Raw genomic sequence first — 20,485 nt, 5'->3', positions numbered from 1 at the left:
TCGTGCTCTCGACATCTTGTACTTCCCGAATGACTCGCCAGACGAGATCGACCGCCGCGTCGAGCTTCGTCTACGTCGTCAGGGGCTGGTTGCTCGGAGGCGTCGTCCGGCGACGTTCAGTGCGGTACTGCACGAGGCCGTGCTGCGAACGGTGATCGGCTCACCGAAGGTGATGTCTGCCCAGTCGCGCCACCTTGCGGATCTCAGCACTCTTCCGAATGTCGACATTCGGGTGTTGCCATTCCGAGCCGGGTTGCCGGTCGGAACATCCACCGGTCCGTTCCTGATCTTGGACTTCGATACGGACAAGAAGGGCCAGCCGGAGGAGCCCAGTGTCGTCTACGTCGAAAGCTTCACAGGAGGGCTCTTCCTGGAGCGGGTCAGTGATATAGACCGGTACCGTGACGCATATTGGGTGATCCACCGAGCCGCGCTCGATGTTCAACCCAGCCGAGATCTACTGCGTCAGTTGGCGAAGGAGTACGAACGTGGACATTGACCTATCCGGAGAAAAGTGGTTCAAAAGCAGCCACAGCAGCGGCGGCCAGGATTGTGTGGAGGTCGCCCATCTGGCAGGCGGGATGGTCGGTGTCCGGGACTCCAAGAATCCGACCCGCCCAGCACTGGTCTTCGCGCCCGGCGAGTGGGACGCCTTCACCGCTGGCGTTGTGGGTGGCGAGTTCGATCGCTCGTAGCCGCCAGGCGGGTAAAGCCAGCCGCTCTCGCGCACCACTATCCGGTTCATTTACCAGCAGTACGAACGTGTACGTCAACCTTGCGAACGCGCGTTGGTTCAAGAGCAGCCGCAGCGGTGGGGGCCAGGAATGCGTTGAGGTCGCCCATCTGGCAGGTGGCATGGTCGGCGTCCGCGACTCCAAGAACCCGACCGGCCCGGCGTTGGTCTTCGCGCCCGGCGATTGGGACGCCTTCACCGCTGGTGTCGCGGGTGGCGAGTTCGACCGCTCGTAGCCGCGAGGCAGGGAAGGCCAGCCCCTCGCGCACACCACTATCCGGTTCATTCACCAGCAGGGAGTACGAACGTGCACGTGAACCTGTCGAACGCGAATTGGTTCAAGAGCAGCTATAGCAGCGGCGGCCAGGAATGTGTTGAGGTCGCCCACCTGACAGGCGGCATGCTCGCCGTCCGCGACTCCAAGAACCCCACCGACCCAGCGTTGGTCTTCACCCCCGCCGCCTGGGACGCCTTCACCGCTACCCTCTAAGCCTTCAAGATCAACGGCACATGGCTGTTGCATCCGCCGAGAAAACCTCTCGCTCATGTGCCGTTGATCTTGATGTTCAGGGTGGGTCGCGGGGGAGGAGGGTGCCGAGGGGGCCCAGGTCGATGTTGAGGTCTTCGGGGGTGAGGCCGAAGTGGTCGCGTAGTTCGTCCATGCGTTGTTCGAGGAGCATGAGGGTGGTGCCGATGCGTTCGATCTGGGCGTCGGTGAGGTCGCCGGCGTCGACGCGGCGGATCGCTTGGCGCTCCATGAGTTGGCGCAGCAGTTCGACCAGGGTGAGGACGAGGCTGACCAGACCGCGCTCTACGGATTCGGGCTCGGTGTCGATACGCGGTGGGATGCCGCCGAATTCAGTCATCGCCGGGGGGCTCCAGGGCGGGATGCGTCGCGGGTCCGAGTGTTCCGGACAGGGTGCTGATGGAGGAGATGAGCGCGCGTAGCGAGATCTGGACCAGGTCCACGTCGGCGATGGCGAGCTTGATGTCCCCGGTGATCACCACGCCGCCCGCCAGCACCCGATCCAGCAGATCGACCAGCGCGACGCGGCGCTCTTCATCGACCGTCATGCCGGTTCTCGTTCCACACCGGCGAACGAATACGGCGGCCACGGACCGGTGAGTTCGAGGCGGATGCCGGGGAACTCGGCACCGAGCGCCTTGACCGCGGTGGCGAAGTCGTCGGTGCGATCGTCGTCCACCAGGTAGGTCCCGTTCAGCACCAACCAGTCCCGGCGGCCGCTCAGCGCCGGGTCGGTCAGCGCTTGCCGCCGTCCCGCCGCGGCGTGCCGGAGCAGGCGGTTGTGGATCTCCTCCGCACGCTGCGCCGCATCGCGTTCGACGGACTCCTGCGCCGACAGTTGCGCCCGCCGGCGCGCCAGATACGCCGCTCCGGTGCCCTTGCCTTCGCTCGCGGTGCGGGCCTCGGCCACGGCGGCGGTCAGGGCGGCGCGATCACCGTAGGCCTTCACGCCCCACTCGGTGCGGCCGCTGACCAGCTCCAGCGCGGCGGCGAAGTCGGCTCGCCGTTCGGCAAGCAGGTCGCGCACCCGGTCGTCGCCGAGGAAGACGGTCGCCAGCCGGAGCGGAACGGTCGGACCTCGCCGCACCATGGCCGAGACGACAGCGTCGTGCGCGCGGGCCGTCGCTTCCAGCCAATCCAAATCCTCCAGCCGCGCCTTCAGCGGTTGCTCGCCGTACACCTCGAGCGGCACCGAGCCGACGATCGCCGTGAGACCGTCCACGACCACCGCGCGCACCGGCTCGCCCGCGACCCCGGTCAGCCCGCCCAGCTCCTCCGCCTCGCGGCCGGGTGTCACCGCGTACAGCCAGACCCCGAGATCCGTCACGAGCGTTCTTCCCTCGGCTGGCGGCGACGCTCGACCGGTTGCGGTTGCCGCTTCGCGCTCTCCAATTCGGCGATCCGGTCGCGGAGCTTCTGATTCTCGAGTTCCAGATCGCGATCCTGCCGTTCCAGCGTGCGAGCCTTGCTGTTGAGCCAGGGATCGCTCTCCCACCAGTCGATGCCCACCGCCTTGGCGGTCTCCAAGGACGCGATCACCAGCCGCAGTTTGATCGTGAGCAGTTCGATGTCGAGCAGGTTCACCTGGATGTCGCCCGCGATCACCAAGCCCTTGTCGAGCACCCGCTCGAGGATGTCGGCGAGGTTCGTCGACGAATGCCCGCCGAGCGGCTGCGGTGCGGACGATCCGCCGGGAGCCACTGTCATGACCGAGCCCCGCCGATGTCGGTGCTGCCTCGCCCGTAGCGCCTGGTTCTGCGGTAGGCCAGCAGGTTGCCGTCGAGATCGATCTCCACCTCGTAGAGCGCGAGGATGTCCGCCGACGACGGGATGCGGCGGTCCTCGAGCACCTCGACCTCCACCACCCAGCCGTCCTCCGTCGGTTCCATCGAGGTGACGCCCTCGACCTGCTTCGATGTCAGGTCCACGAGATGCCGGACCGCCACCGCGGCGGCTTGCGCCGGGGTGGCGGGAGACGGTTCGTCCGAACCCGAGTGGACGTCCTCGGAAGTGGTCTTGCGTGCCACGCGGATCACTCCTTCCGGCCGGTGGCGGTCACGCCTGCCGACCGGTCATGCGGTCCAGCACCGCCTGCTGCGCTTGTCTGCGTTCCTCTTCCGACATTTGACCGGCCGCCGCGGCCGCATCGATCTCCTCGAGCTCGCGGCGCATGAGGGCGGGATCGTGCATCTTCTGATCCACCTGGTCCTGGATCAACTCGCCCAGCCAGATCACCCCGCGGACCGGTGCCAACGGCAACGACAGAATCGATGTGACCACGCCGAACATGTCCTCACCCCTCTGGTCCGCGCTTCGCCACGAAGTCGTAAGCCGCCATCGGGCCGAGCAGATTCAGCTCGACCCGGCCGTCCCACTCCTCGCCGAGCTCGCGCAGCGTCTCCTCCAGCTCTTGCTGCCGTTCGAGTTCGACCAGCAGCGCGATGTGCACGGCCTCCTCCTCGTGGGTGGGGTCGCGGTAGTTGACCAACGGCTCGAACTTCTCGAGCGCGTCGACCACCTTGCGGGTGTCGGCGGCGCGCTTGGACTCGATGGCCTGGTTGATCATCTCGCCGAGCGCGATGCGCTCGTTGCGGGTGGCGTCCTCCGGCTTGTCGCGGATCGCGTCGCGTAGCCGGGCGGCTTCGGCGTTCTCCTCGAGCAGTTCCCGGAGGATGGTGTTCTCGACGTAACGGCCTCTGACCACGAACTGCGCGCGGCCCTCCAACTGCTCCAGCGCGGAGCGGAATTCGGCTTCGTTCGCCCCGAGCAATTCGTTCTCCACCGCCTCGGTGTCGGTCATGACCGCGCCGAAGCGCAGCGGCAGCACCGGAGCGACGGCAGCCGAGCCGTCCAGCAACTCGGCGTGCGCGGTGAGATCGTCGGGCGTACCGAGCGGCCGATCGGATTCGAGCCTGCTGATCAGCGCGGCGATCTCGCCGTGCCGTACCACTCCCACCTCGCCGGGTGGGTCGCCGACGCCGCTGGCGTGCGGCTCCGGCTCCACGTCGGCGGGCACGATGCCGTAGACGTAGACGGCGGCTTGACCGGTGGTCATCAGCCCTCCCTACGTTTCGGCCTGTTCGCCGTCTGGCGCTTGTCCTGCACGTCGCCGAGGAAGTCCATGACCTTCTCGCCCGCCGCCTCCAGCGCGCCCTGCGTCTTGTGCTTCGCCGCGCCTTGCGTGACGTCGCCGACGATGTCGGTCAAGCCCTTCGGTTCGCTGGTGGAGATCTCCAGCCGATTGACGGCTTCGGCGAAACGCAGATAGGTGTCGACGCTGGCCACCACGACGCGGGCGTCGATGGTCACCAGTTCGATGCCGACCAGCGACACGCGCGCGAACGCGTCGATGACCAGGCCTTTGTCCAAAATGGTGTCGATCACGTCGGCCAGGCTGGAGGAGTTCGGGCGCGCCATCGTGCCCGCTCCGCCACCGCCTCCGCCGCCTGCGGGTTCGATAGTCATGCGTGTGCTCCTCGCTTCTCACGCGACCGGCGGGTCACCGTGCTGCGGCGGGCGGCGGGTCGGCGACGAGGACGCCGTTCTTCGGCTTGTTCGTCCTCGTCGTGCTCATCCGTCTCCTGCTCGTCGGTCTCTTCTTCCTCTTCCTCGTCCGGCTCCTGGTCTGTCTCGTCTCGTTCGGCGTTCTCCTCTTCTTCGCGTCGAGCGGTCTCGTCGTCCTTGACGACCTTGCTGTCGTGGATTTCGCCGTGCCAGCCGACGATGTCGTCGGGATGCAGGACGGACTCGGTCATCACGTGCCGCTCGAAGTGCTTCAATTCCAGGCGGCAGCGGCGGCCGGCCGCGCGCCAGATGTTGGCGGTCTTCTCGAAGACTCCCTTGGGGTGGTACTCCAGCACCACGAGGATGCGGGTGTACTGCGGCGTTATCTCGTGGAAGGTGACCGCGCCGTCGATGTAGCCCTTGTGCCCCTTGGAACGCCAGACGATCCGCTCGAACGGCACCTGCTCGAGAATCGTGGATTCCCAGGTACGCCGCGACCAGAACACTTTGCCGGTCCAGCTGAGCTTCTCGTCGGAGACCTGTTCCACTTGCTCGAGCTTCTTGGTGTACTTCGGGAAATCCGCGAACTGGGTCCACTGGTCGTAGGCCAGACGGATCGGGACGCCGACGTCGATGTGCTCGACGATGTTCGTCAGCTTGATCTTCTTGCTGCCGCCCTTGCCCTTGCCGCCGGTGAGCGATTCCTTCACATTCTCGAACTGCTCGCGTAGTGAGTGACCGAGCTTGGTTTTGCCCATGCTCATGGCCGTGCTCAACGGCGAAGAGCCACCGGCGAGCTTCTGCACGCCGGTCAGCGCCGCCAGCAGGTTCCCCCCGCCGCCGCCCTCGGCGTACTCGTTCAACCGGCCCGCGGTCTTCGACACCTGGTTCGTCAGCCCGGCCACCGCGCGTTCGGTCAGCGCTCCGGTGAGGTTCTGCACCGACTGCTGCAAAATGCCGGTCGGCGTGGGCGGCGCGTTCTTCTTCGCGGAAGATCCGGCCTTCTTGGCGGAGGCTCCCGCCTTCTTCGCGGATGATCCCGCCCCGGTCGCGGCTTTGGCGGCCCGGCCCGCCGTATCGGCGGCCACCTTGCCGACTCCTTCCGTCGCGTCACGCAAAATCTTCGCCATCGCCGGTCACCTCCTCGTCCGGCGCACGGGGGCCTGGCCGGCCTCGGCGCGAGTACGGCCGCGGCCGGAAGTCCCGGACGGCTTACGATCCGCGGAGTCGGAACGGTCGGCGGTCCGCGAGCTCGCTCCGCGCTTGGCGGTGGTGCTCGACCGGCGAGTGCGCGTCCGCGCGGCAGGCCGCTCGGTGTCGTCCTCTTCCTCGCCCCGCTCGGAATCGTCCTCGTCCTCGGGCTCTTGTTCTTCCTCTTCGTGCTCGTCCTCGGGCGTTCGATCTTCGTCCTCGTCCTCGTCCTGGTCCTCGTACTCGTCCTCGGGCTCTTGCTCCTGGTCCTCGTACTCGTCCTCTTGCTCTTCGTCCTCGTACTCGTCCTCAGGCTGTTGCTCTTGCTCTTCGTCCTCCTCATCCGCCGCTCGAGAGCCGCGTTGTCCTTCGCCCGCCAAGAGCGTCGTCCCCTGCTGTAACCGGTTGCTGAGCGCGTCCATGCGGTTGCTCGCCGCGGTGACCGCGGCCGAACGCACCGCGCCGAGCAACTCGTCGCGCACCGTGTCGGTGATCTTGGTCAGCTCCGGCGTCGATTTGAGCAGCTCCGTGCCGCGCTCGAGCAGTTCGGCGGGTGTTCCCGCGGATCGCCTCGCCATCGCTGCTCCCGCCAGCGTCATCGCGAAGCGCATTTTCTTCGTGCGACCGAGCAGGTACCCGAGGCCCACCCCTAACGCAATTCTTCCTCCGCCTTTCATCACTCACTCCTTGCTCGCCTCGACTGCCACCGCACCGGCGAAGCCGGGGCGTCGAGACTTGACGTCCCCAGAAGTGGGGTAGACCACATTGCGGCGGCCAAACTTCAGCGTATGCCTGGTTACCGATGAGGTCGATGTCTTTGCCTGCGAAAAGTGGTGATGAGATAGGTCTGTCGAGGCTGGTCAGCGACCATCTGGCAGAGAGCAGTGGACACTGCCGGAAAAAAAACTTCGGGAATCTTCGCGAACTATGTCGAAGGCGAGCGGGTGGCTCCGACCAGTGGGTGACAGCAAGTCACGCCACAACACAGGAGCACATCATGTCCGTCAACACGTTCCTCTGGTTCGACAACGCCGCCGAGGAAGCCGCCGCCTTGTACGCCGCGGTGATCCCGAACTCGCGGGTGGTCGAGGTCTCCCGCAACTCCGACGGCTCGGCGTTCATCGTCTCGCTGGACCTGGACGGTCAGGCGGTCACGCTGATGAACGGCGGACCGGAGCACCCGCACACCGATGCCGCGTCGCTGCAAGTGGTCGTGGACACCCAGGGCGAGGTCGACCGCCTGTGGGACGCGCTCACCGCGGACGGCGGCGCGCCAGGCCCGTGCGGCTGGCTGAAGGACCGCTACGGCCTGTCCTGGCAGGTGGTGCCCTCGGCGCTGCCGAAATTGATGAGCGGTGACGACCCCGCGAAGACCATCGCCGTCGGCACCGCCTTGCGGTCGATGTCCAAGCTCGATGTCGCGGCTCTCCAGAACGCCTACGACAACGCCTGATCAGGCGCCGCGAACGCCGAAGACCCCGCCGGGACGCCGTTGTCCGGGCGGGGTCTCGCGCGACGGCGCCGTCAGCGCCAGTGTTCGGGCGTCACGGGGGCGTCCCACGCACGGGCGTAGCGGCGCTTGTCGGGAGCGTTGTATTCCTTGCTGCGGTAGACCACATACGGCCGCACCAGGTAGCCGACCGGCGCGCTGAACATGTGCACCAGCCGGGTGTAGGGCCACAGCCCGATCAGGGCGAGCACGACCAGCCCGTGCAATTGGAAGGTCCACGGGGTGTCCACCATGAGCTCCGGTCGCGGACTGAGCGTGAACAGACTGCGGAACCAGGGCGACACCGTCTCGCGGTAGTTGTAGGTGCCCCACAGCAGATTGCTGCCCCAGGTGTTGAGCAGGCCGGTGATCAGCGCAGCGGCCAGCAGCGCGTACATCAGCTTGTCGTTGCCCGTGGTCGCCTTGCGGACGGCGGGAACGGTGAACCGCCGGTAGAGCAGGATGCCGACACCGGCCAGCACGGCCAGACCGGCCACCGAGCCGGCCCCGACGGCGATCACGTGGTAGACGTGCTCGGAGATGCCGATCGCGGAGGTCCACGATTCCGGGATGAGCACGCCGAGCACGTGCCCGCCGAACACCCCGACCATGCCGAAGTGGAACAGCGGGCTGCCCAGCCGCAGCAGGCGGCTCTCGTAGATCTGCGAGGAGCGGGTGGTCCAGCCGAACTGGTCGTTGCGGTAGCGCCACAGGTGCCCGAGCACGAACGAGGTGAACGCGACGTACGGCAGGATCAGCCACAGCGAGACGGGCAGATGCGGCGTTGCGTTCATCGTCGGCCTTCCGATCCGTCGAACAGGGAGGGGTCCATCGCGAAGGGTTCCAGCCCGACTTCCTCCTCGGGCGGGCCCTGGGCGGCGAGTTCGGCGATGCGCCTGCGATCGGCGGTGGTCGGGGGCGGCAACGTCGCCCCGATCGCCGCCAGCACGCCCGCGTAGGGAGAGTTGTTGTCCGACAACGACAGTCGCAGCAGCTCCAGCACCGGAACGTGCTCGCCGAGCAGCCGTTCGCCGCCGATCGGGTCCACGGTCGCGGCGAACTCCAGCAGCACCGGCAGGTGATCGGGCAGTTCTTCGTCCCCGAGTTCGACGCCGGCGTGCCGGTAGGCGTGCTTGAACCGCAGCAGGGCCATGCCGCGCTTGCGGGTGTCGCCGTAGGCGTAGAAGGTCAGGTGCAGGCTGGCGCGGCGGCGCATGTCGAAGGTCGCGACGTAGGCGGCCGCGAGTTCCAGCGGCGGGGTGGTCCGCAGGTAGTCGAGGCATTCGTCCAAGTGCGCGCGCACCTCGTCGGGCAAACCTTCCGCGGCGCTGGTCACCTGGCCGATCATGGCCAGCGTCTGCTCGGTCGGATAGTCCAGCAGCAATGCGGCGATTCGCCACACCAGCTGGCGGTCGCGCTGGGCGAGTTCGACCACCGCTTCCGGGCGGCGGCGCAACTTCAGCAGGCTCATCGCCCCGCTCCGCTCGGCGCGGAGGCCGGATCACCCGCGACGCTGCCCGAGCCGTGGCCGTTGCCCGCGCCGTTCGCGTGGCCGTTACCCGAGTGCCCGTTGCTCGTGCCGTCGGCGTGCCCGTTGCCGTTCCCGGCGCCATTGCTCGGCACCAGGCCATCGGTGCTCTTGCCGTCCCAGTTCAGCAGGTTGATCCGGCCCGACTTCTGCTCCGGCGCGGCGCCGTTGGTGTCGGTGAGGTGGAACTTCTCCACCATCTGGTCGAACGCCGTCATGCCGGGACCGCCGTCGGTGTCCAGGCTGCACCCGGTGGCGAGCGAGTCCAGTTCGTGCGCTCGGGCTCCCGCGCCCGTCGGGATGACGTAGCGGTGCTCGTACTTGGCGATGGCCAGCAGCCGGTACATCGCCTCGATCTCCTCCGGCTCCAGCCGCACCGACGGCGCGATGGAGGGATCGGGCTCCTCGCCGAGGTTCACCGACCGCATGAACGAGCGCATGGCCGCGAGGCGTTGCAACGACGCCCGCACCGGCCCCACGTCACCCGCGGTGAACAACTCGGCCAGGTACTCCACCGGAATGCGCAGCGCGTCGATGGCGCCGAACAGATTGGACACGTTCTCGCCGTCGTGACCGGTCTCGCTGAGCACGTCCACCACCGGCGACAGCGGCGGCACGTACCAGACCATCGGCATGGTGCGGTACTCCGGATGCAGCGGCAGCGCGATCTGGTAGTCCACGATGAGCTTGTAGACCGGCGAATCCTGCGCCGCCTGAATCCATTCCGGCGAGATTCCGGCCCGCTCCGCCTCCGCGATCACGCGCGGGTCGTGCGGATTGAGGAAAACCCCGAGCTGCGACGGGTAGAGATCCTTGTCCTCGGTGACCGACGCGGCCTCGAGCACGGCATCGGCGTCGTAGAGCATCACGCCGATGTAGCGCAGCCGCCCGACGCAGGTCTCCGAGCATACCGTCGGAATGCCGACTTCCACGCGCGGGTAGCAGAAGGTGCACTTCTCCGCTTTGCCCGTCTTGTGGTTGAAGTAGATCTTCTTGTAGGGGCAGCCCGACACGCACTGCCGCCAACCGCGGCACTTGTCCTGGTCCACCAGCACGATGCCGTCCTCGGCGCGCTTGTAGATCGCGCCGGACGGGCAGGAGGCCGCGCAGGAGGGATTCAGGCAGTGCTCGCAGATGCGCGGCAGGTAGAACATGAAGGTCTCTTCGAACTCCAGTTTCACCTGCTCCGACAGCTTCGCCAGCAGCGGGTCCCTGCCGACCTGCTCGGGGCCGGAGCCGAGGTCGTCGTCCCAGTTCGCGCCCCAGGTGACCTTCGTGTCCTCGCCGGTGATCAGCGATTTGGGCCGCGCGACCGGCGTGGTGTCCACCGGCGGCGAGGACAGCAGGTTGTCGTAGTCGTAGCTCCACGGCTCGTAGTAGTCCTCGACCGTGGGCAGATCCGGGTTGGCGAAGATGTTCAGCAGCCGCTTCAACCGGGACCCGGACTTCAGGGTGAGCTTGCCGCGCTTGTTCAGCGTCCAGCCGCCCTTCCACTTCTCCTGGTCCTGGTACTGCCGCGGATAGCCCTGCCCGGGGCGGGTTTCCACGTTGTTGAACCAGACGTACTCGGTGCCGCCGCGGTTGGTCCACGCCTGCTTGCAGGTGACCGAGCAGGTGTGGCAGCCGATGCACTTGTCCAGGTTCATCACCATGGCCAGCTGTGCCATGACGCGCATATCAGTACCGCTTTCTCGCGTCGGTGAATGCTGCCTGCATGTCAGTACTCCACTTCCTGCGAGCGCCTGCGAATCGTGGTCACCTCGTCGCGTTGATTTCCGGTGGGGCCGTGGTAGTTCAGCGCGAAGGACTGCTGCGCGTAGCCGCCGATGAGGTGCGATGGCTTGATCATGATGCGGGTGAGCGCGTTGTGGATACCACCGCGCTTGCCCCTGCCCTTGGTGTCCTCGCCGAGGCCCTCGATGCGCGGCACGTCCACCGCGCGGTCCTGCGCGTGGTACATGAACACCGTGCCCTCCGGCATCCGGTGGCTGACGATGGCGCGGGCGACCACGATGCCGTTGCGGTTGATCGCCTCGATCCAGTCGTTGTCGGCCACGCCGATCTTCGCCGCGTCGCGATCGGACATCCAGATCGTCTGTCCGCCGCGCGAGAGCGTCAGCATGTGCAGGTTGTCCTGGTAAGCCGAGTGGATCGACCACTTCGAGTGCGGCGTCAGGTAGCGCACCGTGACGCCCTGCTCGCCGACGGCGCCGATGGACGGCTCGCGGAACAGCGCGGTCATGTCCAGCGGCGGACGGAAGATCGGCAGCTGCTCGCCGAGTTCGATCATCCAGTCGTGATCGAGGTAGAAGTGCTGCCGCCCGGTGAGCGTGTGCCAGGGCTTGAGCCGTTCGGTGTTGATGGTGAACGGCGAGTACCTGCGTCCGCCGGTCTCGCTGCCCGACCACTCCGGCGAGGTGATCACCGGCACCGGGCGCGCCTGGGTATCGGCGAAAGTGATCCGCTTGCCCTCGTGCTCGGCGGCCAGATCGGCCAGTTTCGTTCCGGTGCGGCGTTCCAGCGCGTGGAAACCCTCCACCGCGAGCCTGCCGTTGGTGGTGCCCGACAGCGCGAGGATCGCCTCGGCCGCGTGTGTGTCCTTGGCCAGCGACGGGCGGCCCTGCGCGACGCCGGACACCACCGTGCCGTTCACCCCGGCGAGGTACTCGACCTCCTGGTCGGGGTAGGTGGTGACGCCCTTGGTGGTGACGCCGAGTGTGTCGACCAGCGGCCCGAGCGCGGCCATCTTCTCCGCGATCTTCGGGTAGTCGCGTTCGACCACCACCAGCTTCGGCATGGTCTTGCCCGGAATCGGCTCGCACTCACCGGCTTTCCAGTCCAGCACGCGCCCGCCCGCCTGCGCCGTCGCGTCCGGCGAGTCGTGCTGCAACGGCACGGCGACGATGTCCTTGCGCTTGCCGAGGTGCTTCTCCGCCATCCAGGAGAAGCCGCGCGCGATGCGGTGGAAGGCGTCGAAGTCGGTCTTGGCCTCCCATGGCGGCGAGATGGCCGGGGAGAAAGCGTGCACGAACGGGTGCATGTCGGTGGAGGACAGGTCGTGCTTCTCGTACCAGGTGGCCGCGGGCAGCACGATGTCGGAGAACAGCGTGGTGCTGGTCATCCGGAAGTCCAGCGACAGCAGCAGATCCAGCTTGCCGGTGGCGGCGGTGTCGCGCCAGTTCAGCTCCTGCGGCCGCACGCCGGTGGCCTCGGCGGCCTGCAAATTGGAGTCGGCGCCCAGCAGGTGGCGCTGGAAGTACTCGTTGCCCTTGCCGGAGGAACCGAGCAGGTTCGCCCGCCACACGGTCAGGCAGCGGGGGAAGTTCTCCGGCGCGTCGGGGTCCTCGCAGGCGAACCTCAGGTCACCGGACTTCAGCCCGTCCACCACGTGTTCCGGTGCGGTCTTGCCCGCGGCCTCGGCCTCGTCCACCAGATCGAGCGGGTTGCGGTCGAAGGTGGGGTAGCTCGGCATCCAGCCCAGCCTGCTGGCCAGCGCGATGTTGTCGGCGGCCGTGCGCCCGGCGAACTTGCCCGTGCCAAGCGGCGAGGCGAACGACTCTGCGGTGAACGGGTCGTAGCGCCACTGGTCGTTGGTCAGGTACCAGAACACGGTGCCCTGCATCTGCCGCGGCGGACGCTGCCAGTCCAGGCCGAAGGCCAGGGTGGACCAGCCGGTGACCGGACGGCACTTCTCCTGTCCGACGTAATGCGCCCAGCCGCCGCCGTTCACGCCCTGACAGCCGGTCAGCAGCGTGAGGGTGAAAAACGCGCGGTAGATCTGGTCGGAGTGGAACCAGTGGTTGGTGCCCGCGCCCATCAGGATCATCGAGCGGCCGCCGGAACGGTCGGCGTTGTCGGCGAATTCCCGCGCGATGCGCTGCGCCTGCACGGCGGGCACGCCGGTGATGGCCTCCTGCCAGGCCGGGGTGTAGGGCTCGGCCGCGTCGTCGTAGCCGCTGGGCCAGGTGCCGGGCAGTCCGTCGCGGCCGACGCCGTACTGGGCCAGCAGCAGATCGAACACCGTGGTGACGCGCTTGCCCGCGACGGTCGCGGTCGGCACGCCGCGCACGAGCACACCTGGGACGTCGCTGTCGAAGCGGGGAATCTGTACAGCCGCAGCGTCGTCGGTGCGGCCGTACAGACTCAAGAGGGGATCGACGTCCCCGAGATCGAGGTTCCAGCGCCCGGTTCCCGCTTCGCCGAACCGATGTCCGAGCGACCCGTTCGGCACCACCGGCTGCGTCTGCGCGTCCAGCAGCACTGTCTGGAATTCCACGCCCTCGCCGGTGCGGCCCAGGTCGGCGGCGGTGAGGAACTTGCCGGGCACGAACGCCCCGTCGCGCTCGTCCAGCGTGATGAGGTACGGCAGATCGGTGTAGCGCTTGATGTAGTCGAGGAATCGCGGCGTCGACTTCTCGACGAAGAACTCCTTCAGCACCACGTGGCCCATCGCCATGGCCAGCGCGGCGTCGGTGCCGGGACGCGCGGGCACCCACTCGTCGGCGAACTTGGTGTTGTCGGCGTAGTCGGGGGAGACCACGACGACCTTCTGGCCCCGGTAGCGGGCCTCGGTCATGTAGTGCGCGTCCGGCGTCCGGGTGACCGGCACGTTGGAGCCCCACATGATCAGGTAGCCCGCGTCGAACCAGTCCGCGGACTCCGGCACGTCGGTCTGGTCGCCGAACACCTGCGGCGAGGCCACCGGCAGGTCGGCGTACCAGTCGTAGAACGACAGCATGGAGCCGCCGAGCAGCGAGATGAATCGGGCGCCGACGGCGTGGCTGACCATCGACATGGCCGGGATCGGCGAGAACCCGGCTACCCGGTCGGGGCCGTACTGCTTGATCGTGTACACGTGGGCGGCGGCGGCGATCTCGGCCGCTTCCCACCATTCGGCGCGTACGAAGCCGCCCTTGCCCCTCGCGGACTTGTAGCTGCGCGTCTTTTCGGCGTCTTCGACGATCTCGCCCCAGGCCAGCACCGGGTCCTTGAGCCGGGACTTGGCCTCCCGGTACAGCTCCAGCAACGTGCCGCGCACGTACGGGTAGCGCACCCGTGCGGGCGAATAGGTGTACCAGGAGAACGACGCGCCGCGCGGGCAGCCGCGCGGCTCGTATTCCGGCTTGTCCGAACCCACCGAGGGGTAGTCGGTCTGCTGCGATTCCCAGGTGATCACGCCGTCTTTGACGTAGATCTTCCACGAGCAGGACCCGGTGCAGTTCACGCCGTGCGTGGAACGCACCACCTTGTCGTGCGACCAGCGATCCCGGTAGAACTCGTCGGCGCTGCGACCGCCGACCTTGTGCAGCGTCCGCTGATCGGACGACACCTCGCCCCGGTGGAAATATTTCCCCAGCCGCAGGAGCGCGTCCCCGGCGTCGGTGGCCGGGGCGGAGGGTGTACGACCCTGGGCACGCGAATTAACCACGAGGTCCCCTTCGAGCTGTGCGATCGGGTGGATGTTCCGACTGTAAAGAGGCGCGCACGACTGACCAAACGTCTTTCTCACAGCCCATTCGGACATCTGGTGAGTTGTGAGATCGGCGCAACGTCACGGTCACGGTGGCGGGCAATCGCCGGGTGCGTTTCGGCGGTCTGGCCAGGAAGGAATCGTCCTGAACTGGCGATTATGGGATTCGCGAAGTCCGCTCACGTGCGCGTCGGTGATGCTTTGGAAACGACGGGTTCTTCAGTGATTTACATTTGTTAACACATCTGGCGGGGCTTTTAGCGAGGGCGTGGCCGGCCCCTTCGAGAAGCTCGGAAAAGATTCCGCGACAACGGATTGTAAGCGAAATCACTATTCGCCGGATGTCAGCCATCAAAACAATTCTGTCTTCCGACGCGGCTGACGGTTCCCGCCGGGCACGCCGCTGTCGGGCGTTCGTCATCCACGGCCCCGTCGGCTGGACGGGCGCTGCGGCTTCCACCTGCCCGACCGCGGGCGGCCCCGAACCCTGCGGGATCCAGCCCGAGGACGGAAACCATCTGCGCCACAGCGGTTCCCGGCGCTGCGCGGTCTCGGCGCCGACCCCACTCTGTCGGTGGCGATCGCTATCGTCCGAGCATGGATTCTCGAATTCCGGGGTTCGGCTACGAACGCATCCCTGTTGGTGACGTGCGGCTCAACGTGGCCATCGCCGGCTCCGGCACGCCGATCGTGCTGTTGCACGGCTTTCCCCAAACGCACCTCACCTGGCGTCATGTCGCCGCGGACCTCGCGCGTGACCACCAGGTGATCTGCCCGGACCTGCGCGGCTACGGCAGCAGCGACAAACCGGCCGCCGATCCCGACGGTCGAACCTATGCGAAGCGAACGATGGCCGGTGATGTCATCGCGCTCATGAGATCTCTCGGCCACAGCCGCTTCGCCCTCGCCGGACACGACAGAGGCGGCCTGGTCGCTTTTCGGGCGGGCCTGGACCATCCGGAGGCGATCAGCCATCTCGCGATCCTCGACGTGCTCCCGGCCGCTGACATGTGGGCCACACTCCACGGGACGGCCGGCATCTTCGCCTTTCACCTCTACTTGCTGGCGCAGCCGACCGATCTCGCCGAGCGCATGATCCGAGCCGATCCCGACTTGTTCTTCGGGCACTTTCTCGACAGCTGGACCCAGACATCCGATGCCATCCCGGCCGATGTCCGTGCCGCGTACCTCGCCGCGGCCCGGGAACCAGACGCCATCCGCGCCGTCTGCGCGGACTATCGAGCGAGCGCATACGTCGACAACGCCCACGACGAGGCCGACCGCGCGCGCGGCCATCGGCTCGGAATGCCGGTCACCGCCCTTTGGCAAGATCCGGGCGAGATGGTCCTTCCGTTCGATCCGGCGGCCATCTGGGCTGAATGGGCCTCGGATCTGCGTACCGCGACGGTGAAATGCGGCCATTTCCTGCCGGAGGAACAGCCCGGCACGATCATCGCGGCGCTACGGAGCCTGATCGACTGAGCTACCCGGGTCGGTATCGGACAAGCAGCCGCAGCCTCAGTGATCCGGTCGATGACGAGCGGCCGGTAGGGCACTCCTCAGCGCCGAATGTCTCGTAGGTGCGCCCGCCCAGCGCGGCATACTCTCGCGGGGTTCAGGCGGGGGCGGCGGGATCGATGTCGGCGAACGTGTCGACCCAGCGGTGCGGTGGCCGTGGGGGATTGGGCTCGCCGGGGCGGGCGAGACCAACGACGCGCCATCCGGCGGCGACGGCGGCGTCGAGTTCGTCCGGGTGGTCGGACAGGAACAAGATGCGTTCGGCGGGCGCGCCGATGGCTCCCGCGATCTTGTCATAGGAGGAGGACTCGCGCTTGCCGCCCGCCGTCGACAGATCGAAGTACCCGCTGATCAGGCCGGACAGGCTGCCGCCGCGGGCGAAGGCGAACCAATCCTTTTGATTGCGAATCGATCCCGAGGAGTAGACGTACAGCGCGAGACCCGCGGCGTGCCACGCGGCCAGGGCCGGGGGCACGTCCGGGAAGAATTCGCCGTGCAGCGCGCCGCTGCGGAAGCCCTCCGCGCAGATCAGGCCCTGCGCGGTCTTCAAAGGCTCGGCCTTGACGTCGGTGTCGAGCCACCCGCGCAGGATCGCGGCGACCTCGGCTGGGTCCGCGTCCGGCCGCCCGGCCAGCTCCCGGGTGGCGGCCAGCACGGGCGCCGCGGCCCCGGAGCTGTTGTCGGACAGCCATTCCGGAAGCCGTTCGCGGGTGTAGCCGTAGAGGTCATCGCGGACCGCGGCGGTGGGACTGGTGGTGCCCTCGATGTCGACGACGACGGCGTCGGTCACGGCGCGGTGAGCAGCTCGTCGAGGGTGGGGAAGCCCGCGCTGATCTTGTCGCCGGTGAAGTCGCCGACCCAGCCGTCCTCCTCCTCGAAGAAGCGGATGGCGATGAAGTCCGGGCGCTCACCCATGTCGAACCAGTGCAGCGTGCCCGCGGGAACGGAGAGCAGGTCGCCGCCCTCGCAGACCACCGCGAGCACTTCCTCGCCCAGATGCAGGTAGAAGCAGCCGCGTCCGGCGGCGAAGAAGCGCACTTCGTCCTCGGCGTGCCGGTGCTCGTCGAGGAACTTGCCGCGCGCGCCCTTGGCGATCTCCGGCCACTGGGGGTCGGCGTCGTCGGGGTGGATGCGCGCGATGTCGATGTGCTTGTAGCGTCCGGACTCGTTCAGTTCGGCGACGTTCTTCGCGTAGTGCGCGAGCAACTCCTCCGACGACACCGCCGCGGCGTTCTCCACCACCGGCCAGCGGCCGAACGTGATGCCGCGCTCGGCCAGTTCGGTGCCGATCACCGCGTCGTCGCTGGTGCGTACGCGCACGTCGGCCGCGTCGCCGGCGGCCATCACCTGCAGCAGGGTCATGTCAGTCCAATCTCGAGAAAGTCGTCGCGCGATCCGAACGCCGCCGGACTGCCGGTGCGGGACACCAGCTCACACAATGCTTCCAGGCATTCGGCGCGATCGCGCGCCTGGGCGAGATCATCGCCCCACGCGGTGATCCCGTGCCCGGCGATGACCAGGACCGGAAGGGCGTCGGGATGGTCGAGCAGGTATTGCTCGATGTCGGCTCCGATGCGCGGCACGTCGGGCCAGTTCGGGAAGACCGGGATGTCCGCGACGGCCGGATCGCCGCCGCCGAGCCCTTTGATCAGCTCGTAGTCGGTGATCCGCAGCGTGCCGAACGTGCCGGGCGCCGCCGAGCGGGTGGCCAATGCCGTGGCGAACGGGGGATGGATGTGGACAACAGCCCCGGCGGAGCGCGTCCGGTAGACGGCGGTGTGGATCGTGGTCTCCGCCGACGGTTTGCGCCCGGAGGAGGACACCGGCGCGGAATCCGCGACCCGCACGGTCACCATGTCGCGTTCGGTGAGTTCGCCTTTGGACAGCCCGCTGCCGGTGACGACGGCGGTCGCGCCCGTGCGCACCGAGATATTGCCCGCCGTGCCGGGCATCCACCCGCGGCGATAGAGCTCGCGGGCGATGTCGGCGATCGCCGCGCCGTGCGACGGATCGGATCGGACTTCGGGGGAGGCGTCCGCGATCGACGCTTCCCCGGAGCGCTCATTGTGGTGGACGACGCCCTGCTCGGTGACCACCGCGGTCACCAACTCGGCGGGCGTCACGTCGAACGCCGGGTTGAAGACCTCGGTGTGCGCGGGAGCCGTTGGCACACCGCCGAATCCGGTCACCTCGGCCGCCGCGCGTTCCTCCACGACGATCTCCCGGCCGGTGGCCATCTTCGGATCGCGGGTGGACTCCGGAGCCACCACGATGAACGGGATGCCGTGATGGCGGGCGGCGAGCGCGAGACCGTAGGTGCCGATCTTGTTGGCGACGTCGCCGTTGGCGGTGACCCGGTCCGCGCCGACCAGCACGCAGTCGACCTGACCGGTCGCCATCGCCCACGCGGCGGCGGAATCGATGGTCAGCCGGTGCGGGATGCCTGCCTCGGCCAGTTCCCAGGTGGTCAGCCGCGCGCCCTGCAGCAGCGGGCGGGTCTCGTCCACCAGCACCTGCTCGATCGCGCCGCGCTCGGACAGCACCCGCAGCGTGCCGATGGCGGTGCCGAACGCGCTGGTCGCCAGCCGCCCGGTGTTGCAGTGGGTGAGCACGCGCAGCGGGCGGTCCGGACACAGGCGCTGCACCAGGTCGGCGGCGTTGGTGGCGGCGGCCCGGTTGACCCGGCCGTCCTCGGCGAGCATGTCGAGGGTCTCGGCGAGGACCGCGTCCGCGCCCCTGCCTACCTTCGCCCTGACCCGCCGCACGGCCCAGGCCAGGTTGACCGCCGTCGGCCGCGCCGCCGCGATCCGGTCCGCCTCGGCCAGCGCCGCCGCCTCGTCCACCACGCCGTCGACGGTGTGCGCGGCGGTGGCGAGGACGACGCCGAACGCGCCGGCGATGCCGATGGCGGGCGCGCCGCGGATGGCCAGCGTCTTGATCGCGTCGATGACCTCGTCGACGGTGCTCAGCCGCAGTTCGCGCACCTCGTGCGGCAGTCCGCGCTGGTCGATGGTGACGAGCGCGCCGTCGTCCCAGACCAGTGAGCTGTCGTCCATCAGGCGCATCCTTCGCGTCGAACCGGGTCGTGCCTGGTCAACGGTATCGGACGGGGGACGGCGAGCCGCAATCGCGTCAGGCCGTCCCGGCGCGCAGCTTGGCGGCGCGTTCGCGCGGGTCGTACCCGGGGCGGACGCCCTCGATGAGCAGCAGGTCGCCGTCGATGTGATCGGCGCGCAGCGGCAGGATCTCCTGGTAGGCGGGCGAGTGGTACCACTCCCGCGCTTCGGTCAGCCCGGGGAACTCGATCAGCACCATGCTGCCGGGCCAGCTGCCCTCCACCACCTCGGCCGGGGGTCCATGGATGACGAAGCGACCGCCGAACGGGTCCAGAGTGGCCTGGATGCGCTCGAGGTATTCCAGGATGTCGGGATGCGGCCTGCGACTGCGGAGATGGGCGAAGCCATAGGCGGACATGGCGTGTGGCGTTCCTTCGTTCGATGACGCCGGGGATGGCGTCGAACCGACGGTAGGTTCGCCTCGCGCGGGGTGGCAATTACCTCCCGGGTAAAGCGCACGGCCCCGGAACAACCGCAGCCGCCGGTCCCGGGAGGAGGTGGGGGCCGGCGGCGCGGGTGGCGCAGATCAGCTAGCGGCGGCGATCCTGCTCGCCGCGCCGGTCGGGCATCTCGGACCGGTTGCCCCGACGGCCTTCCATGTCAGCGCCCTCGCGCATGTCCTGCTCTTGGCGCTGTTGCTGCTGCTGCCTCGGCATCTGCTTCGGCATTTTCTTAGGCGTTTTCTTCGACTTTTCAGCCATCCCACTCGGTCCTTTCCGGGTGATTGATATTCGCCTAACGAACACACGATAGCGAGCGGATATGGCCGGTGGAAGGGGAAATGAAAAATATGGCTCCGAGCGGCCGAATCGCTGCATTTGCGCTGGTAGAAGCGATTTTTGATGCCGGATGCAGTAATGAATCCAGTTCAGGTGCACCGGGCGTGGACTTTTCTTCCAGCCGGTTGAGAGGCGGAGTGGGCCGGTCGAAACGCCCCGGCCAGACGCTCGTTTATTCGGGCTGTCGGCGCATATCGCGTCGAATTCGACTCCGCTGTCGCGAGGAGTTCGCGCGGCTCGGCGCGGTCGCGTCCGAAAAGGCGAAAGTCGCTCCATCGCAAGGGTTCCGGAGTGGAGTCGGCTGCGTATCGGTACGCTGTCGTCTTCCGCTTTCGCTCATTGATCGCGGAAGGTAAGGGCTGCAACAACTTCCGCGTTCAGCCGATGACCGCGTGCTCGAAGAGTTCAGCGCAGCGGCAGGAATTCGACGATCGCGCCGTCCTCGGCATCGGGGGGAACGATCACCAGGCCGTCCCGGTCGACAAGGCCGCCGAGATGCGCCGTCCGGATGGTCGGCTCCCCGATCCATCCGCCTTCCTCGGCGAGGCGAGCCGGGACGATGCGCGTCACCTGTCCCGCGATCGCGGTGGCGTTGCGCAGCGGCCCGCGCAGCGGGCGCGCGGTGGACGCG

25 protein-coding genes and 1 pseudogene are annotated in these 20,485 nt (G+C 67.7%); 6 read left to right on the top strand and 20 right to left on the bottom strand.

Annotated features, from left to right (window positions below; translation table 11 throughout):
- From NB3_RS35785 to NB3_RS33445, 4 genes are all read left to right on the top strand, one after another.
- Positions 1 to 499 (top strand): DUF5753 domain-containing protein (locus NB3_RS35785; protein WP_218020681.1); only part of this gene is annotated, 499 nt, incomplete at its 5' end.
- Entirely contained in the window at positions 489 to 695 is a 207-nt protein-coding gene (locus NB3_RS33455; protein WP_067811435.1) for a DUF397 domain-containing protein, read from the top strand. The genes NB3_RS35785 and NB3_RS33455, both read left to right, overlap by 11 nt.
- Before the next feature lie 67 nt (positions 696 to 762).
- The gene (locus NB3_RS33450; RefSeq protein ID WP_067811432.1) at positions 763 to 969 is read left to right on the top strand and encodes a DUF397 domain-containing protein; all 207 of its coding nucleotides are present in this window, start codon (positions 763 to 765) and stop codon (positions 967 to 969) included.
- A 71-nt stretch (positions 970 to 1,040) separates the two neighbouring features.
- Complete coding sequence (locus tag NB3_RS33445) at positions 1,041 to 1,223, top strand: DUF397 domain-containing protein (RefSeq protein ID WP_067811429.1); 183 nt, start codon at positions 1,041 to 1,043, stop codon at positions 1,221 to 1,223.
- 76 nt (positions 1,224 to 1,299) lie between these two features.
- On the opposite strand, the gene NB3_RS33440 is transcribed toward NB3_RS33445, so the two are convergent.
- Genes NB3_RS33440 through NB3_RS35440 form a run of 10 tightly spaced genes read right to left on the bottom strand, consistent with a single transcriptional unit; the run spans position 1,300 to position 6,532 of the window.
- Positions 1,300 to 1,599: a gas vesicle protein K gene (locus NB3_RS33440; RefSeq protein WP_067811427.1), complete on the bottom strand. Its 300-nt coding sequence runs from the start codon at positions 1,597 to 1,599 to the stop codon at positions 1,300 to 1,302.
- Entirely contained in the window at positions 1,592 to 1,807 is a 216-nt protein-coding gene (locus tag NB3_RS33435) for a gas vesicle protein (RefSeq protein ID WP_067811424.1), read from the bottom strand. The genes NB3_RS33440 and NB3_RS33435 overlap by 8 nt, the downstream gene beginning before the upstream one ends.
- A complete protein-coding gene (locus NB3_RS33430; protein ID WP_067811420.1) occupies positions 1,804 to 2,586 on the bottom strand; it encodes a GvpL/GvpF family gas vesicle protein in 783 nt (260 codons plus the stop codon). Before NB3_RS33430 ends, NB3_RS33435 begins: the two co-directional genes overlap by 4 nt.
- Positions 2,583 to 2,966: a gas vesicle protein gene (locus tag NB3_RS33425; RefSeq protein WP_067811417.1), complete on the bottom strand. Its 384-nt coding sequence runs from the start codon at positions 2,964 to 2,966 to the stop codon at positions 2,583 to 2,585. The genes NB3_RS33430 and NB3_RS33425 overlap by 4 nt, the downstream gene beginning before the upstream one ends.
- Entirely contained in the window at positions 2,963 to 3,286 is a 324-nt protein-coding gene (gvpO, locus tag NB3_RS33420; protein WP_067811440.1) for a gas vesicle protein GvpO, read from the bottom strand. Before gvpO ends, NB3_RS33425 begins: the two co-directional genes overlap by 4 nt.
- A gap of 28 nt (positions 3,287 to 3,314) precedes the next feature.
- Entirely contained in the window at positions 3,315 to 3,548 is a 234-nt protein-coding gene (locus NB3_RS33415; RefSeq protein ID WP_067811414.1) for a gas vesicle protein GvpG, read from the bottom strand.
- A 4-nt stretch (positions 3,549 to 3,552) separates the two neighbouring features.
- Complete coding sequence (locus tag NB3_RS33410) at positions 3,553 to 4,314, bottom strand: GvpL/GvpF family gas vesicle protein (protein WP_067811411.1); 762 nt, start codon at positions 4,312 to 4,314, stop codon at positions 3,553 to 3,555.
- The gene (gene gvpJ / locus NB3_RS33405; protein ID WP_157112160.1) at positions 4,314 to 4,724 is read right to left on the bottom strand and encodes a gas vesicle protein GvpJ; all 411 of its coding nucleotides are present in this window, start codon (positions 4,722 to 4,724) and stop codon (positions 4,314 to 4,316) included. Before gvpJ ends, NB3_RS33410 begins: the two co-directional genes overlap by 1 nt.
- Positions 4,721 to 5,893, bottom strand: a complete 1,173-nt coding sequence (locus NB3_RS33400; RefSeq protein WP_067811409.1) for an SRPBCC family protein — start codon at positions 5,891 to 5,893, stop codon at positions 4,721 to 4,723. The genes gvpJ and NB3_RS33400 overlap by 4 nt, the downstream gene beginning before the upstream one ends.
- Positions 5,894 to 5,899: 6 nt before the next feature.
- Complete coding sequence (locus tag NB3_RS35440; RefSeq protein ID WP_157112159.1) at positions 5,900 to 6,532, bottom strand: hypothetical protein; 633 nt, start codon at positions 6,530 to 6,532, stop codon at positions 5,900 to 5,902.
- Positions 6,533 to 6,951: 419 nt separating this feature from the next.
- On the opposite strand from NB3_RS35440, the gene NB3_RS33390 reads away from it, so the two are divergent.
- Positions 6,952 to 7,407, top strand: a complete 456-nt coding sequence (locus NB3_RS33390) for a VOC family protein (protein WP_067811403.1) — start codon at positions 6,952 to 6,954, stop codon at positions 7,405 to 7,407.
- Positions 7,408 to 7,478: 71 nt separating this feature from the next.
- Here the strand turns inward: NB3_RS33390 and narI are convergent, their stop codons facing one another.
- From narI to NB3_RS33370, 4 genes are read right to left on the bottom strand one after another with little or no spacing between them, the layout of a single operon-like run.
- The gene (gene narI / locus NB3_RS33385; protein WP_067811400.1) at positions 7,479 to 8,237 is read right to left on the bottom strand and encodes a respiratory nitrate reductase subunit gamma; all 759 of its coding nucleotides are present in this window, start codon (positions 8,235 to 8,237) and stop codon (positions 7,479 to 7,481) included.
- Positions 8,234 to 8,914, bottom strand: coding sequence for a nitrate reductase molybdenum cofactor assembly chaperone (narJ, locus tag NB3_RS33380; protein WP_067811399.1), 681 nt, complete (start codon positions 8,912 to 8,914; stop codon positions 8,234 to 8,236). The genes narI and narJ overlap by 4 nt, the downstream gene beginning before the upstream one ends.
- Entirely contained in the window at positions 8,911 to 10,638 is a 1,728-nt protein-coding gene (gene narH, locus NB3_RS33375; RefSeq protein WP_244892184.1) for a nitrate reductase subunit beta, read from the bottom strand. Before narH ends, narJ begins: the two co-directional genes overlap by 4 nt.
- 50 nt (positions 10,639 to 10,688) lie before the next feature.
- Complete coding sequence (locus NB3_RS33370) at positions 10,689 to 14,399, bottom strand: nitrate reductase subunit alpha (RefSeq protein ID WP_067811392.1); 3,711 nt, start codon at positions 14,397 to 14,399, stop codon at positions 10,689 to 10,691.
- A 639-nt stretch (positions 14,400 to 15,038) separates the two neighbouring features.
- Here NB3_RS33370 and NB3_RS33365 point away from each other — a divergent pair.
- Positions 15,039 to 15,923, top strand: a complete 885-nt coding sequence (locus NB3_RS33365) for an alpha/beta fold hydrolase (protein WP_067811389.1) — start codon at positions 15,039 to 15,041, stop codon at positions 15,921 to 15,923.
- A 133-nt stretch (positions 15,924 to 16,056) separates the two neighbouring features.
- On the opposite strand, the gene mtnC is transcribed toward NB3_RS33365, so the two are convergent.
- The 6 genes and pseudogenes from mtnC to NB3_RS35780 all read right to left on the bottom strand — a co-directional run.
- On the bottom strand, positions 16,057 to 16,749 hold the full coding sequence (gene mtnC, locus NB3_RS33360; protein WP_067811387.1) for an acireductone synthase: 693 nt from the start codon (positions 16,747 to 16,749) through the stop codon (positions 16,057 to 16,059).
- Positions 16,746 to 17,321, bottom strand: coding sequence for a 1,2-dihydroxy-3-keto-5-methylthiopentene dioxygenase (locus tag NB3_RS33355; protein ID WP_067811384.1), 576 nt, complete (start codon positions 17,319 to 17,321; stop codon positions 16,746 to 16,748). Before NB3_RS33355 ends, mtnC begins: the two co-directional genes overlap by 4 nt.
- On the bottom strand, positions 17,318 to 19,015 hold the full coding sequence (locus NB3_RS33350; protein WP_067811381.1) for a bifunctional S-methyl-5-thioribose-1-phosphate isomerase/methylthioribulose 1-phosphate dehydratase: 1,698 nt from the start codon (positions 19,013 to 19,015) through the stop codon (positions 17,318 to 17,320). Before NB3_RS33350 ends, NB3_RS33355 begins: the two co-directional genes overlap by 4 nt.
- Before the next feature lie 76 nt (positions 19,016 to 19,091).
- The gene (locus NB3_RS33345; protein WP_067811378.1) at positions 19,092 to 19,433 is read right to left on the bottom strand and encodes a DUF1330 domain-containing protein; all 342 of its coding nucleotides are present in this window, start codon (positions 19,431 to 19,433) and stop codon (positions 19,092 to 19,094) included.
- A gap of 172 nt (positions 19,434 to 19,605) precedes the next feature.
- The gene (locus NB3_RS35435) at positions 19,606 to 19,776 is read right to left on the bottom strand and encodes a hypothetical protein (RefSeq protein ID WP_157112158.1); all 171 of its coding nucleotides are present in this window, start codon (positions 19,774 to 19,776) and stop codon (positions 19,606 to 19,608) included.
- A gap of 483 nt (positions 19,777 to 20,259) precedes the next feature.
- Positions 20,260 to 20,485 (bottom strand): annotated as a pseudogene (locus NB3_RS35780) (NTP transferase domain-containing protein); the annotation flags it as partial.

Source organism: Nocardia beijingensis NBRC 16342 (assembly GCF_001612785.1).
Lineage (GTDB): Bacteria > Actinomycetota > Actinomycetes > Mycobacteriales > Mycobacteriaceae > Nocardia > Nocardia beijingensis.
The sequence above is the reverse complement of the archived record's forward strand: the minus strand, read 5'-3'. Positions and strand labels throughout refer to the sequence as shown.

Excerpts from the sequence above, each read along its gene's own strand:
- NB3_RS33440 (WP_067811427.1), bottom strand. The coding sequence starts at position 1,599 with ATGACTGAATTCGGCGGCATCCCACCGCGTATCGACACCGAGCCCGAA.
- NB3_RS33435 (WP_067811424.1), bottom strand. The coding sequence starts at position 1,807 with ATGACGGTCGATGAAGAGCGCCGCGTCGCGCTGGTCGATCTGCTGGAT.
- NB3_RS33425 (WP_067811417.1), bottom strand. The coding sequence starts at position 2,966 with ATGACAGTGGCTCCCGGCGGATCGTCCGCACCGCAGCCGCTCGGCGGG.
- NB3_RS33415 (WP_067811414.1), bottom strand. The coding sequence starts at position 3,548 with ATGTTCGGCGTGGTCACATCGATTCTGTCGTTGCCGTTGGCACCGGTC.
- NB3_RS33410 (WP_067811411.1), bottom strand. The coding sequence starts at position 4,314 with ATGACCACCGGTCAAGCCGCCGTCTACGTCTACGGCATCGTGCCCGCC.
- gvpJ (WP_157112160.1), bottom strand. The coding sequence starts at position 4,724 with ATGACTATCGAACCCGCAGGCGGCGGAGGCGGTGGCGGAGCGGGCACG.
- NB3_RS33400 (WP_067811409.1), bottom strand. The coding sequence starts at position 5,893 with ATGGCGAAGATTTTGCGTGACGCGACGGAAGGAGTCGGCAAGGTGGCC.
- NB3_RS35440 (WP_157112159.1), bottom strand. The coding sequence starts at position 6,532 with ATGGCGAGGCGATCCGCGGGAACACCCGCCGAACTGCTCGAGCGCGGC.
- NB3_RS33390 (WP_067811403.1), top strand. The coding sequence starts at position 6,952 with ATGTCCGTCAACACGTTCCTCTGGTTCGACAACGCCGCCGAGGAAGCC.
- narI (WP_067811400.1), bottom strand. The coding sequence starts at position 8,237 with ATGAACGCAACGCCGCATCTGCCCGTCTCGCTGTGGCTGATCCTGCCG.
- narJ (WP_067811399.1), bottom strand. The coding sequence starts at position 8,914 with ATGAGCCTGCTGAAGTTGCGCCGCCGCCCGGAAGCGGTGGTCGAACTC.
- narH (WP_244892184.1), bottom strand. The coding sequence starts at position 10,638 with ATGGCACAGCTGGCCATGGTGATGAACCTGGACAAGTGCATCGGCTGC.
- NB3_RS33365 (WP_067811389.1), top strand. The coding sequence starts at position 15,039 with ATGGATTCTCGAATTCCGGGGTTCGGCTACGAACGCATCCCTGTTGGT.
- NB3_RS33355 (WP_067811384.1), bottom strand. The coding sequence starts at position 17,321 with ATGACCCTGCTGCAGGTGATGGCCGCCGGCGACGCGGCCGACGTGCGC.
- NB3_RS33350 (WP_067811381.1), bottom strand. The coding sequence starts at position 19,015 with ATGGACGACAGCTCACTGGTCTGGGACGACGGCGCGCTCGTCACCATC.
- NB3_RS33345 (WP_067811378.1), bottom strand. The coding sequence starts at position 19,433 with ATGTCCGCCTATGGCTTCGCCCATCTCCGCAGTCGCAGGCCGCATCCC.
- NB3_RS35435 (WP_157112158.1), bottom strand. The coding sequence starts at position 19,776 with ATGGCTGAAAAGTCGAAGAAAACGCCTAAGAAAATGCCGAAGCAGATG.